This window comes from Phaeobacter sp. NW0010-22, assembly GCF_040365955.1.
GTDB lineage: Bacteria > Pseudomonadota > Alphaproteobacteria > Rhodobacterales > Rhodobacteraceae > OMPR01.
This window is the reverse complement of sequence record NZ_BAABWT010000008.1, coordinates 190,569-203,020: the sequence shown is the minus strand read 5'-3', so window position 1 is coordinate 203,020 and position 12,452 is coordinate 190,569. Positions and strand designations below refer to the sequence as shown.

General features: G+C 57.0%; 12 protein-coding genes. 9 read left to right on the top strand and 3 right to left on the bottom strand.

Annotated elements, in window-relative coordinates; genetic code table 11:
• Nucleotides 1-24 precede the first annotated feature (24 nt).
• Nucleotides 25-588 (bottom strand): DUF4202 domain-containing protein, encoded by a 564-nt coding sequence (locus ABWV33_RS17710; RefSeq protein WP_113822061.1) that lies wholly within the window; start codon nucleotides 586-588, stop codon nucleotides 25-27.
• Nucleotides 585-1,289 carry a Crp/Fnr family transcriptional regulator gene (locus ABWV33_RS17705; protein WP_113822062.1) on the bottom strand — a complete coding sequence of 235 codons (705 nt, stop codon included), beginning with the start codon at nucleotides 1,287-1,289 and terminating at the stop codon, nucleotides 585-587. Before ABWV33_RS17705 ends, ABWV33_RS17710 begins: the two co-directional genes overlap by 4 nt.
• A gap of 401 nt (nucleotides 1,290-1,690) precedes the next feature.
• Between ABWV33_RS17705 and ABWV33_RS17700 the strand changes: the two genes are divergently transcribed.
• Genes ABWV33_RS17700 through ABWV33_RS17665 form a run of 8 tightly spaced genes read left to right on the top strand, consistent with a single transcriptional unit; the run spans nucleotide 1,691 to nucleotide 10,649 of the window.
• Entirely contained in the window at nucleotides 1,691-2,179 is a 489-nt protein-coding gene (locus ABWV33_RS17700; protein WP_353332636.1) for a DUF2946 family protein, read from the top strand.
• A complete protein-coding gene (locus ABWV33_RS17695; RefSeq protein WP_353332634.1) occupies nucleotides 2,170-4,350 on the top strand; it encodes a 4Fe-4S binding protein in 2,181 nt (726 codons plus the stop codon). Before ABWV33_RS17700 ends, ABWV33_RS17695 begins: the two co-directional genes overlap by 10 nt.
• Before the next feature lie 11 nt (nucleotides 4,351-4,361).
• Entirely contained in the window at nucleotides 4,362-6,269 is a 1,908-nt protein-coding gene (nosZ, locus tag ABWV33_RS17690; protein WP_353332632.1) for a TAT-dependent nitrous-oxide reductase, read from the top strand.
• A 2-nt stretch (nucleotides 6,270-6,271) separates the two neighbouring features.
• A complete protein-coding gene (locus ABWV33_RS17685) occupies nucleotides 6,272-7,528 on the top strand; it encodes a nitrous oxide reductase family maturation protein NosD (RefSeq protein WP_353332630.1) in 1,257 nt (418 codons plus the stop codon).
• Nucleotides 7,518-8,411: an ABC transporter ATP-binding protein gene (locus tag ABWV33_RS17680; protein ID WP_353332628.1), complete on the top strand. Its 894-nt coding sequence runs from the start codon at nucleotides 7,518-7,520 to the stop codon at nucleotides 8,409-8,411. The genes ABWV33_RS17685 and ABWV33_RS17680 overlap by 11 nt, the downstream gene beginning before the upstream one ends.
• Nucleotides 8,408-9,229: an ABC transporter permease gene (locus ABWV33_RS17675; protein ID WP_353332626.1), complete on the top strand. Its 822-nt coding sequence runs from the start codon at nucleotides 8,408-8,410 to the stop codon at nucleotides 9,227-9,229. Before ABWV33_RS17680 ends, ABWV33_RS17675 begins: the two co-directional genes overlap by 4 nt.
• Nucleotides 9,226-9,744, top strand: a complete 519-nt coding sequence (locus tag ABWV33_RS17670) for a nitrous oxide reductase accessory protein NosL (RefSeq protein WP_353332624.1) — start codon at nucleotides 9,226-9,228, stop codon at nucleotides 9,742-9,744. The genes ABWV33_RS17675 and ABWV33_RS17670 overlap by 4 nt, the downstream gene beginning before the upstream one ends.
• Nucleotides 9,741-10,649: an FAD:protein FMN transferase gene (locus ABWV33_RS17665; protein WP_353332622.1), complete on the top strand. Its 909-nt coding sequence runs from the start codon at nucleotides 9,741-9,743 to the stop codon at nucleotides 10,647-10,649. The genes ABWV33_RS17670 and ABWV33_RS17665 overlap by 4 nt, the downstream gene beginning before the upstream one ends.
• A gap of 18 nt (nucleotides 10,650-10,667) precedes the next feature.
• Here ABWV33_RS17665 and ABWV33_RS17660 read toward each other — a convergent pair whose 3' ends face one another.
• Entirely contained in the window at nucleotides 10,668-11,132 is a 465-nt protein-coding gene (locus tag ABWV33_RS17660; protein WP_113822242.1) for an Lrp/AsnC family transcriptional regulator, read from the bottom strand.
• Nucleotides 11,133-11,259: 127 nt separating this feature from the next.
• On the opposite strand from ABWV33_RS17660, the gene ABWV33_RS17655 reads away from it, so the two are divergent.
• On the top strand, nucleotides 11,260-12,330 hold the full coding sequence (locus ABWV33_RS17655) for a Leu/Phe/Val dehydrogenase (RefSeq protein ID WP_353332620.1): 1,071 nt from the start codon (nucleotides 11,260-11,262) through the stop codon (nucleotides 12,328-12,330).
• The last annotated feature ends 122 nt before the right edge of the window (nucleotides 12,331-12,452 follow it).

The following is a 12,452-nucleotide window of genomic DNA, read 5'->3' as shown; positions in this document are numbered from 1 at the left end:
GACCAGATTTACGCCTTTGGAACTCTAGACTTTGAAGGCGTTGGCCAGATCTTCAGGAAGGTCGAATTCATCCAAAACGCGGGCGCGTTCTTTGGCAGACATTTTGCGCGCAGTCTTTTCCACGATGCGTTGGATTTTTTCCGGCGAGTGCTTGGCTGCGAAGGGTGCGAAATACCATTTCAAGAACACAAAACAAATCACGTCTTCCAAGGCTTGGACTTGGGGATCCCGCTTAATTCCTTCTTTGCGCAACATACCCCCGACTGCGTCCCGGTCAGCGTCAGAATATCCGGCGGATTGCATCATTGCGGTGACGATGTCGGCGTGATGCACAGCCAGCGCCTTGCGCCACGTCAGATACCCGGTGCGCCCGTCCGGAAATTCGCTGCGGGCCAGCGTCCATCGTTCGACGTGCTGACCGCGCGCCGCGATACGCAGCAGATCGTCTGCCTCTGGGAACAGGCGGTCCAACTCGGCGCTCATCCGATGGCCATACAGCAGCGCTTCGGGTTGGCCTTCGTCCTGCCGGGGATCGGCTGCGTTGGCTGCATCAATTGCATTCAGAACTGTGTCTAGCTGTGGTGTCATGGTTTGCTCCAACTGTCTGCGGGGTCTGCATCGGCGTACTCACGCAGCTTAAGGGTATCGCTGATTTCGGCGTGGTTCTTTTTGACGGATACACCGACTGGCTTCAGCCGGGTAAACGCCCGCGAGAGGCTTTCGGGTTTCATCCCCAAACGCGCCGCAATCAGCATTTTGTCGTATGGCAGGGTAACGTCACATTGCTGAGCGTTAGGCGCGCAGAGGTTCAACAGGAACTCCGCAACCCGTTGCGCCCCTGTCCGGGCCTTTAGTTGTTCCAACTGCGAGACCAGCGAATGTAGGTGCGTAAATGCGGATGCCAGAATAGAGACACCAATTTCAGGGTCCTGCTTGATCAACGAAATGACAGCTGACGACGGGATATGCATGACCTCGCACGCGGTGACCGCCTCGGCAGAAACCGGATAGGGCAGGTTACGCAACGCTACAGCCTCACCAAAGCTTTCTCCTCGGGTAAAGACGCTGACCACGGCCTCGGACCCGGTTGGGGCAATGCGGAACAGCTTGACCCAGCCATCGATCACAACATGAATCGCTTGTGATGTCTCTTCCTGAAGAAAGATGTTCTCACCTCGATCGTAGTGCTGCCAACGTGCTTGGCTCAGTAATGTTCCTACGTGCGTGTCAGGTAAGGATCGCAAAAGCAACGAATCTCGGGCGACGGTTTTTTGTGATTCGTATGCCAAGCAGTTTCATTCCTATATTGTCCTGAGTCAGCCCTGATCGCACTGAGTGTTGATCCGTCTTACCAGATTTTAACCCAAATTATGCCAAACGCCGCGGCAGCGCACGCAGCTTTTCTTTGGCTCTGGTTCGGTGTGATTTTCCTGCGGGTGTGAGGCGCGAGAAAAGTGGATTGTTGGATACTAAGCCCTTGGCTATGTGAGAGAGATTTTCCTCAACAGCTGTCTCCCTAGCATGCCAATTAGAAGACCGGGCGGGATGCACGGGGCTTGAGAATTCAATAAATACAAAGACTTGAATATATGTTTTTCTAAAAAAAACACCATTCGGCCTGACTTCGATCAAGTCCAAGGGACCCTGACCTCTCTATGGAAAGGGAAACTGAACCCGTTGGATTTCTCGAATGCTTATGCCAGCACAACATCGTATCGCAAAAGCCAAGGACACATTTTTGTGCCCTGCTTTGCTGCGTGCGGTGTGCGGCGGATTGGCGATTTTCGCAGTGATCTTTCAACTTTTGTTTCCTGTCGCTGCGCAGGCGAGCAATTCTGATTGGATCGAAATTTGTGCCGAGCAAGGCCCGGTTATGATCCAAGTCGATTATTCAGGGGATGAACCGGAACCGGTTACGGGCCCGTGCCCTAAATGTCAGGCCTGCGCATTGTGCGCGCTTGCTGATGTAACCGATCCGTCCATTCTCTTGCGGGTGGATATGCAGGTCGCTGTGGGTCGCGATGACCTGTCAAAGGCAGCGCAGTGTCTGATCGTCAATCCTGCGCAATACTGGCCTGACACACGCGGACCGCCGGTTGCGCTCCAAAATATCACCGAACGCGCCCTGCGCGCGTCCATCGCATTAATCCAGAACATCGGAGGTGCGCTGTGGACGTAAGACGCGCAATCCATATTTTACTGGCCTCTTTCGCTTTTTGCTGCGCGGCACTGACCGCCCAAGCCGATAGCCTCGCCAGCTTTCTTCCTGACATTGAACCCGCTGAACTGGTGCCCGGAGCTGATGCTTTTGGCCCGGTCCGCGACGACGTCAAAGTTGCCCCCGTGCTTAAGGGTGGTGAAACGGTCGCGTGGGCCTTTCTGACCTCTGACTTTGTGGGAACAACCGGGTATTCGGGCAAACCGATCCATGTGGTGGCGGCCATTGATGACGACGCGGTGTTGGCCGGGGTCAAATTGGTCAAGCACTCTGAACCCATTGTCTTAATTGGTATTCCAAATTCCAAAATGGTCGCGCTGACCGAAGGTTACACAGGTCTGGACCTGAAAGCCGAAGCCGCAACAGGCGGTGAAGCGCATGATCTGGATATCATTTCCGGCGCGACCGTGACGATTATGATCATCGACGACAGCCTTGTGCGGGGCGGTATCAAAGTGGCGCGCGCCCTTGGATTGGGTGGCTTGTCTGCGCAGGCCGCAACCGGGCCAAAGCGCGAACTCGATATGACCAACCAAGAGGTCAACGATTGGGCGACGCTGTCTGGTGATGGCTCTGTGCGCCGGATGACGCTGGACATCGGCCAGATCAACGCCGCCTTTGAGGCAACCGGCGATGCGCGCGCGATCAAACGTCCCGAACCCGGCGATCCTGACGATACTTACATCGACATGCATGTGGCCTTGGTTTCTGTGCCCTCAATCGGGCTGTCCCTGTTGGGCGAGGCGGAATATGCCAATCTGACCAAATGGCTCAAACCCGGTGAACAGGCGATTTTGGTTCTGGGGCGTGGTGCCTATTCGTTCAAAGGGTCTGGCTATGTGCGCGGCGGTATTTTTGACCGGATTCAGTTGATCCAAGGCGACAACGCGGTGCGCTTCTTTGACCGTCAGCAGCGCCGTTTGGGGGATCTTGCCACCGACGACAGCCCAACGTTCACTGAACTGGACCTGTTCAAAATTCCCGCAGATGCCGAATTCGACGCGGCCGAGCCATTCCGCCTGCAATTGCTGGCGCAGCGCGCAGTGGGGGCGGTCGAAAAGACGTTTCTGACCTTTGATCTGGGCTACAAACTGCCTGAACAATATCTGCTGCCCCTTGCTGCACCCGCGGTGATTGACAGCGCGACAGATGAATCTGCCGCCAAGGCCGCCCTGTGGCAACGCATCTGGAAAGACAAAACAGTCGAGATCGCAGTCCTGGGCGTCATGCTTTTCGTCCTGACGGGGGTTTTCTTCTTTCAGTTCCACGCGACCATGAATGCCCGCGCCTTCTATTGGTTCCGCATCGGGTATTTGACGGTCTCTTTGGTGTTTCTTGGCTGGTATGCCAACGCCCAGCTGTCGGTTGTGAACCTGATGGCGCTGGCTGGCAGTCTACGCAGTGGTGGGTTCACTTGGGATGCCTTCTTGCTGGACCCGCTGGTGTTCATCCAATGGTTCGCGATTGCGGCTGCCCTGCTCTTTTGGGGGCGCGGTGCCTATTGCGGCTGGCTGTGCCCGTTTGGGGCCCTACAGGAACTGACCAATAAAATTGCGCGGGCGTTCAACGTACCACAGTGGACCTTGCCCTGGGGCTTGCACGAACGTCTGTGGCCGCTCAAGTACATGATCTTTTTGGGTTTGTTTGGCCTGAGCATGGTGTCGATCCCGCTGGCCGAAACCTATGCCGAGATTGAACCGTTCAAAACCGCAATCATCCTCAAGTTCGTGCGTGATTGGCCGTTTGTCGTCTTTGCCGTGCTGTTGCTGGTGGCGAACCTGTTTATCGAACGGTTCTACTGTCGCTACATCTGCCCGCTTGGCGGTGCACTGGCGATCCCCGCACGGATCCGGATGTTCGATTGGCTCAAGCGCTACAAAGAATGCGGAAGCCCCTGCCAGACGTGTTCTAACGAGTGTCCCGTTCAGGCGATCCATCCCACCGGCGAGATCAACCCGAACGAATGCGTAAACTGCCTGCACTGTCAGGTTCTATATCAATCCGAGAGCAAATGCCCGGTCGTGATCAAACAGGTCAAACGCCGCGCCAAGGTTGGGTCTGCTGACCTCAAGATGCCTCTCGGGCAACCCCCGGCGAACCATCCAAACGCCAAACAGACACCTATTTCCTAAAGGAGGAAATCATGTCGGATCACGAAAACAAACTGAACGTCACCCGCCGCGGCCTGTTGGGCGCCACAGCCACAGGTGCCGTTGCCGCCGCCGCTGGTGTTGGCTCGACCCTGATGAGCGCGAAAGAGGCCAGCGCCGCCGCCAAGGTTGCCTTGGAACCCGGTGAACTGGACGATTATTATGGCTTCTGGTCGTCAGGCCAGACCGGGGAGCTGCGTATTCTGGGTGTGCCCTCCATGCGTGAATTCATGCGCGTGCCCGTCTTCAACCGCTGCTCTGCCACTGGCTGGGGTCAGACAAACGAGTCGCGCAAAATCCTGACCGAAGGTCTGTTGCCGGAAACCAAAGAGTTCCTCGCCGCGAATGGCAAGGAAATGTATGACAACGGCGATTTGCACCACCCCCATATGTCGTTCACCGATGGGGTGTATGACGGTCGCTTCATCTTTATGAACGACAAAGCCAACACCCGCGTGGCGCGTGTGCGTTGCGATGTGATGAAATGCGACAAGATCATCGAGATCCCAAATGCCATGGATATCCACGGCATGCGCCCGCAGAAATATCCGCGCACCGGATATGTTTTTGCCAATGGTGAGCACGAAGCGCCGCTGGTTAACGACGGCAAAATTCTGGATGAGCCTGCGGAATATGTGAACATCTTTACCGCCATCGACGGTGACGAGATGGAAGTCGCATGGCAGGTGATCGTCTCGGGCAACCTCGACAACACAGATTGTGACTATCAGGGCAAATACGCCTTCTCGACCTCGTACAACTCAGAAATGGGGATGAACCTCGGGGAAATGACCGAGAACGAGATGGACCACGTTGTCGTGTTCAACATCAAAGCTATTGAGGCCGCTGTTGCGGCCGGCAAGTACGAAGAGCTGAACGGCGTCAAAGTCGTTGATGGACGTAAAAACGCAGGCACCAACCTGACGCGCTATATCCCGATCCCGAACTCGCCCCACGGCGTGAACGCGGCGCCGGACAAAAAGCACATCATGATCAACGGTAAACTGTCACCGACCGTTTCGGTGATCGACGTGACCAAGGTTGATGCGCTGTTTGAAGCCGATGCGGATCCACGGTCTGCCATCGTTGCCGAACCTCAGCTGGGTCTTGGTCCGCTCCACACCGCGTTTGACAACAAGGGCAACGCATATACAACCCTGTTCCTGGACAGCCAGGTTGTGAAATGGGACATCGCAAAAGCGATTGAATCCTTTGCAGGCAGCGACGTTGACCCGATCCTGGACAAAGTCGATGTGCAGTATCAGCCGGGCCACAATTCCACCTCGATGGGTGAAACTGCGGATGCCGATGGCAAATGGCTGATCTCGATGAACAAGTTCTCAAAGGACCGGTTCCTCAATGTGGGTCCTCTCAAGCCTGAGAACGAACAGTTGATTGATATTTCGGGCGATAAGATGAAGGTGGTCCATGATGGCCCAACCTTTGCCGAACCGCATGACAGTATCATCGTGCGTCGGGATATCGTGAACCCGGTCAACGTCTGGGACCGCAACGACCCAATGTGGGAAGAGGCGCGCAAACAGGCCGAAGCCGATGGTGTTGATCTTGAGGATACCCCCGAGGAACCCATCCGGGACGGCAACAAAGTGCGCGTCTACATGACCTCGCAGGCGCCGACCTTCTCGATGGAGAAATTCACCGTCAAACAGGGCGACGAAGTCACCGTTTACGTGACCAACCTGGATGATGTGGATGACGTGACACACGGCTTCTGTATGGCGAACTTTGGTGTCGCAATGGAAGTCGGCCCAATGGCAACCGCTTCGGTCACCTTCATCGCAGAACGCCCCGGCGTGCATTGGTTCTATTGTCAGTGGTTCTGCCACGCGCTCCATATGGAGATGCGCGGCCGGATGCTTGTCGAACCACGGGCGTCTTAATCATGCGCTGGCTCCTGACCATAGCACTCTTGCTCGGTTCGCCCCTTTGGGCGGCGGATTGGGACGTGCCCAATCGGGCAGGGGCCATTGCTGAGACATTGGCACAGGCGGAGGAGGGAGACACCCTTCGCCTGTCGCCCGGTATCTATGCCGAAACCTTGGTTCTGTCCCGGCCCGTCACAATTGACGGGCAGGGGCAGGCCACTTTGGACGGACAAGGCACCGGCAGCGTCATCACCGTCACTGGCCCGGACGTTACCGTGCAGAACCTGACCATTATCGGGTCGGGCTCTGACCACAAGGAAATCGACAGCGGAGTGCAGTTGACCAAAACCGCCACCGCACCGCAGATCCTGAACAATGTGCTGATTGGCAACTTGTATGGCGTGGACATCCACGGGGCCAAAAACAGCCTTGTGCAGGGCAACCGGATCGAAGGCCGACTGGATCGCCACATGAATGCGCGCGGCAACGGCGTCTATGTTTGGAACGCTCCCGGCTCTGTTGTCGACAACAACGATATTCAATACGGCCGCGACGGGATCTTTGTGAACTCGTCAAAGAAAAACACGTTTACCAACAACCTGTTCCGCGACCTGCGATTTGCCGTGCATTACATGTATGCGGACAACTCCGAGGTCTCTGGCAATGTCTCGATTGGCAATGATCTGGGCTATGCGGTGATGTTCACTAAACGGGTCAAGATCACGGACAATGTCTCGATCAATGATCGCGAACACGGGGTCATGCTGAACTATGCCAACCAAAGCGTGATTTCGCGAAATGTGGTGATTGGCGCGCAGCAAAAATGCACGTTCCTTTACAATGCCCACAAGAATGAATTCACCGATAACTGGTTCCAAGGCTGCGGCATTGGCATTCACTTTACGGCTGGCAGCCAACGCAATCGCATTGTCGGCAACAGCTTTATCGGCAACCGGACGCAGGTCAAATATGTCTCGACCAAATGGGTCGAATGGTCCGAAAACGGGCAAGGCAACTATTGGTCCGATTTCGCCGCCTTTGATGTGGATGGCAATGGCATTGCCGATGCCCCGTATCGCCCGAATGACAGCATGGACCATGTGCTATGGACGCAACCGGCAGCAAAACTGCTGCTGGGTTCTCCCGCCGTGCAATTGGTGCGCTGGTCGCAATCTGCCTTTCCGGCGTTATTGCCGGGTGGGGTGATGGACAGCCATGCTATGATGAAACCCGTCGAACCCGACGCAATGAAAAAGGTGCCTCATGATGGATAAGGCCCTGACCATCTCAAACGTGAACAAAGACCGCGGTAAAATCCGGGTGCTGAGCGAAATCAACCTGTCCCTTTCCCCGGGCGAACGCGTGGCCCTGTTGGGGCACAACGGTGCCGGGAAATCCACGCTGATAAAATCCATTCTGGGTCTGACCACGTTTCAATCGGGTGAGATCTTGATTGGAGCGGCTAAACCAGGCAGCGCCCGCGCGCGCGCCGCGACGACCTTTCTGCCCGAGGCGGTTTCATTCCACCCCGCCTTGACCGGGCGTGAACAGTTGACGCTGTTTGCGCGTCTGGCGGGGGAAAAAGCCGATGTCGCAGGGTTGCTGGACCGCGTTGGCCTGCCCGAAGCGATGGATCGCCGGATTGGCACCTATTCCAAGGGCATGCGTCAACGGCTGGGTCTGGCGCAGGTTTTGCTGGGCAAACCCGAGGTGGCATTGCTCGATGAACCCACCAGTGGTCTCGACCCGATTTCGCGACAGGACCTTTATGCGATCATTGATGAGTTGGCGGCGCAAGGCACCGCCGTTCTGATTGCCAGCCACGCCCTGACCGAGGTCGAGGCCCGCACCGACCGCATCGCCATTCTGCGTAAGGGCGCAAAGGTGGCCGATGACACACTGTCCAATCTGGCAGATCAGGCCGGGCTTCCAATCAAGTTGCGCATCCGCGCGGCTGAAAACCCCGATGCCTTGGCGGCACAGACCGGGGGGACCCGTATAAACGGCGCGTCTGTTGAACTGTTGTGTTCCCCCGCCACCAAGATGCAGGCGCTGCGTCAGGTCGCAGCACTTGGGGATGCTGTTGTGGATGTGGACGTGACGCCGCCACGTCTCGAAGATCTGTATCGTCACTATTCAGGGGAGGCCGTGCAATGACCCGTTTTCTCGCTATTGCGGTTGCTGAAATGCACATCCTGCGTCGCAATCGCTGGCTGTTCATGGCGACGCTTATCATGGTGCTGTTTGCATTGGCTCTGACATTCGCCGGCAGCGCGCCAACGGGGGCGTTGGGGGTGGACATGTTAACCGTGTCTGTGGCGTCGATGACCACCTTGTCGGTCTATCTGGCCCCGTTATTGGCCCTGATGATTTCGTTTGATTCCATCGCCGGTGAATCTGACCGTGGCAGCCTTGCCTTGCTGCTGGCCTATCCCGCTGGGCGCGGAGAGATCTTGCTGGGCAAGTTCACGGCTCATATCGCGGCACTCGCCTTTGCCATGACAATCGGCTTTGGGACGGCAGGTGCTGTGGCCGCTTGGTTTGGTGGAGTCAGTGTCGACAGTTTGGTTGCCCTGCTCCGGTTGATCCTGACCTCAATTCTGCTGGGTGCGGTCTTTTTGGCTTTGGGCTACTGCCTGTCGGCTTTGGCCGGTGGGGCCACGGCTGCGGCTGGTATGTCGGCCGGTCTGTGGCTGATTTTTGTGGTGCTTTATGACCTCGGGCTGCTTGGCGCTGTTGTCTTGGACCAAGGCGGCGTCTTTACCCAATCGGTGTTTCCATGGGTGATGGTCGCCAACCCCGCAGATGCGTTTCGGGTCTGGAATATTGCTGCCTCTGACAGTGTTGCTTTGACTTCTGGCATGACCGGCGCGGCACAGGCATTGCCGATGTGGGCGGCCCCTGTCTCGCTGCTGATCTGGCCGGTGATTGGCTTTGTCTTGGCCCGCGCCGCGTTTCAAAGGGTCGAGCCATGAAACGTCTGATCTTGATCGCGGCCTTGGCCCTAACTGCTTGCAAAGAAGACGTGGCGCAAGCTCCGCCCGAACCCATTGAAATGACCGAACTGGCGCTCAGCTATTTCTGTCAGATGAACATATCCGAACATGGGGGCCCCAAGGCGCAGATCCATCTCAAAGGGTACCCTCAACCGCTGTTTTTTGCGCAGGTCCGGGACATGGTCGCCTATGTCAAAAGCCCCGAACGGGACGCCGAGATTACCGCAATCTACGTGACCGATATGTCTGTCGCCCCCAGTTGGGCCAACCCCGGAGCAGCAAATTGGATCGCGGCAGATGCTGCCAGTTTTGTTGTTGGATCAAACGTTGCCGGGGGCATGGGCGCACCGGAAATTGTGCCGTTTGGCACCCCTGAGGGCGCGGGCGCGTTCATATTGACCTACGGTGGCCACGCGCTGCCGCTGACTGAAATTCCAGATGATGCCGCGCTTGGGCCGGTTGATCTGGACGTTGCTCTGGAGACACCGGCATGACGATCCTGTCCCGTCGCCGCTTTTTGACCATCTCGGCCTCGACCTTGGCTGTGCCTGCTTTTGCGATGGACGCGCCTATCGCGTCTTGGAGCGGGACGGCCATGGGGGCGTCCGCGTCCATGCAGTTGCAGGGGGTAACACCCGAAGTTGCGGCCCCTATTTTTGCCGGTGTTGAACAAGAATTGGGCCGGTTGGAAAATATCTTCAGCCTGTATCGACCTGACTCTGAACTCAGCCGTTTGAATCAAACCGGCCACTTGGACACCCCGGCGCCCGAACTGCTGGAGGTGTTGAGCCTGTGCGACACGTTGCACCACAGCAGTGGCGGCGCGTTTGATCCGTCAATCCAACCCTATTGGCAGGCACTGGCGCGGCGTGCGCCAGAACCTGAGCTGGTACAGGCGCGGGGCTTGATCGGGTGGGAAAACGTACGATTTGACCCCCGTTCTGTACGATTTGAAAAAGGTCCGGGTATGGCGCTGACTCTGAACGGTGTCGCACAGGGGGCCGTTACAGATCGGATTGCGGCTCTGCTCAGGGCGCAGGGGTTGAGGGATGTCATGGTCAACATGGGTGAAATCTCGGCGCGCGGGAACCGGCGGGGCGCAGGCGGTTGGACCGCTGGCATCGCCACCCCCGAAGGGCGTGTCGTGCATCGTGTGACCTTGCAGGATTGTGCGATTGCGACCTCGTCCCCACGGGGAATGATGATCAACCCAGATTTGGGGGTCGGTCACATTCTAGACGCCTTGGGGCAAGCCCCACAGCGCGGATTGGTTTCGGTCACCGCACCTACGGCTGCCTTGGCGGATGGATTGTCCACGGCACTGTGTTTGCTGGATGACCGAGCGGCGGAATTGGTGCTGCGCGCGCATCCCACGGCAGAATTGGTTTACAGCGCCTAGGCGCTGCGTCCACCGGGTTTACGGAACGCGTGCGCGATCTATGAACTTGCGCAGCGCGAACCGGGACCGAACAACGCGAATGCCTTTAATTTTCATCAGCTTGGATTGCAGGAAGGTTTCGAATTCTTCCAAACCTTCCACCGCAACTTCGAGCAGGAAATCCTGCGTCCCGGTCATCAGGGTCCCCATGACCACTTCTTCGAACAGGGCCACCTGATTTTGGAAGTTCTGTATCTCTGCGCTGTCTTGTCGTTCCAACTCGATTGAAACAAAAGCAGTGATGCCAAATCCCGCGATCTTGCGATCTATCTGGGCACCATAGCCAGAGATCAGACCCTTTTCTTCGAGGCGTTGCAGGCGTCGTTTGCAGGGGGTGGCGGACAAGCCAACTCTGTCGGCCAGCTGAACAACGGACATGCGGCCATCTTCGCCCAAAGCGCGGAGTATCTTTCGATCAATGTCATCTGTAGTGAATTTCACTATCAATCACCTAATGCGTAGATGTTTCCTGCTGTCTTCTTCCGGATACTCTAGGATGCGTGATTTTTCAACCAAACAGATCTGATAGATTGACCCCCAATTAGCACATCAAAGACATCACGAGGGCCCCATGCAGCTTAACCTGTCAGACGAAACACCCCCAGCCGGTTACGAACGCCTGCTTTTTGTTGAAGATAAGACAAGTGGGTTGCGCGCGTATATCTGCATTCATTCCACGGCCTGTGGCCCCGCTGCGGGTGGGTGTCGGATGTGGAATTACGCCTCTCAATCCGAAGCCCGCGCGGACGTGTTGCGGTTGGCCGAAGGGATGACGAGCAAGAACGCAGTCGCAGGTCTTGGGTTAGGGGGCGGAAAGTCGGTGATTATCGGTAACGCAGCATCGGATAAATCCGAAGCGTTGTTCCGCGCGTTTGGCAAAGCCGTCAACAGCTTGCAGGGGCAGTATTACACCGCCGAGGATGTTGGGATATCGCCCGACGACATGGCCATGATTGCGCAGATGACGCCGTTTGCGGTGGGTTTGGATCATGGGGATCATGGCAGTGGGGATCCGTCGCCCTTTACAGCCGAAGGTGTGTTTCAGTGCCTGAAAGTGGGCGCGGCAGAGGTTTTCAGCTCGGGGGATTTGACCGGGCGCAAGGTGCTTGTTCAGGGTTTGGGACATGTCGGCATGTCCTTGGCGGAAAAACTGCATCAGGCGGGGGCTGAGCTGATTGTGTCGGACATCAACGCGGATGCGATTGCGCAGGCGCAGGCACGGTTTGGGGCCTCGGTCTGCGCGCCTGAGGCGGTGTTTGAAACGGAGATGGACATTTTCGCACCCTGCGCTTTGGGGGGTGTCTTGACGCACGAAACCGCTAGGCGTTTGACAGCGCGGTTGGTGTGTGGCGCGGCCAACAACCAGTTGGCGACACCTGACGTTGCAGAAACTTTACGGGCGCGAAACATTCACTATCTGCCGGATTACGTTGTCAATGCGGGCGGTATCATCAGCGTTGCAGGCGAAATTCATCAAGCGGGGCCAGAATACCGACAGGCGCGGTTGGCGGGCGTGGCCGAGCGGATTCAGCAGATCCTGATTGCAAGCCGCGAGACAGGCAAAACCACCACATGCGTCGCCGATGAGATGGTCGCCAGCATTGTTGCCGATGCCCGCGCCCAACAGGCAGGCGCGGCGTAACTATTGGCTTAGGCCTGCCCCGGACCGGGGCAGGTAGGGCGTTGGTCTGTCATGTCTAATTGGGTGAATGCGGCTTACGTGGCGTCTGAGTGGATTTTTGTCAAAGCCTCCCTCACCCTTGC

Excerpts from the sequence above, each read along its gene's own strand:
- ABWV33_RS17710 (WP_113822061.1), bottom strand. The coding sequence starts at position 588 with ATGACACCACAGCTAGACACAGTTCTGAATGCAATTGATGCAGCCAAC.
- ABWV33_RS17700 (WP_353332636.1), top strand. The coding sequence starts at position 1,691 with ATGCTTATGCCAGCACAACATCGTATCGCAAAAGCCAAGGACACATTT.
- nosZ (WP_353332632.1), top strand. The coding sequence starts at position 4,362 with ATGTCGGATCACGAAAACAAACTGAACGTCACCCGCCGCGGCCTGTTG.
- ABWV33_RS17685 (WP_353332630.1), top strand. The coding sequence starts at position 6,272 with ATGCGCTGGCTCCTGACCATAGCACTCTTGCTCGGTTCGCCCCTTTGG.
- ABWV33_RS17680 (WP_353332628.1), top strand. The coding sequence starts at position 7,518 with ATGATGGATAAGGCCCTGACCATCTCAAACGTGAACAAAGACCGCGGT.
- ABWV33_RS17675 (WP_353332626.1), top strand. The coding sequence starts at position 8,408 with ATGACCCGTTTTCTCGCTATTGCGGTTGCTGAAATGCACATCCTGCGT.
- ABWV33_RS17670 (WP_353332624.1), top strand. The coding sequence starts at position 9,226 with ATGAAACGTCTGATCTTGATCGCGGCCTTGGCCCTAACTGCTTGCAAA.
- ABWV33_RS17665 (WP_353332622.1), top strand. The coding sequence starts at position 9,741 with ATGACGATCCTGTCCCGTCGCCGCTTTTTGACCATCTCGGCCTCGACC.
- ABWV33_RS17655 (WP_353332620.1), top strand. The coding sequence starts at position 11,260 with ATGCAGCTTAACCTGTCAGACGAAACACCCCCAGCCGGTTACGAACGC.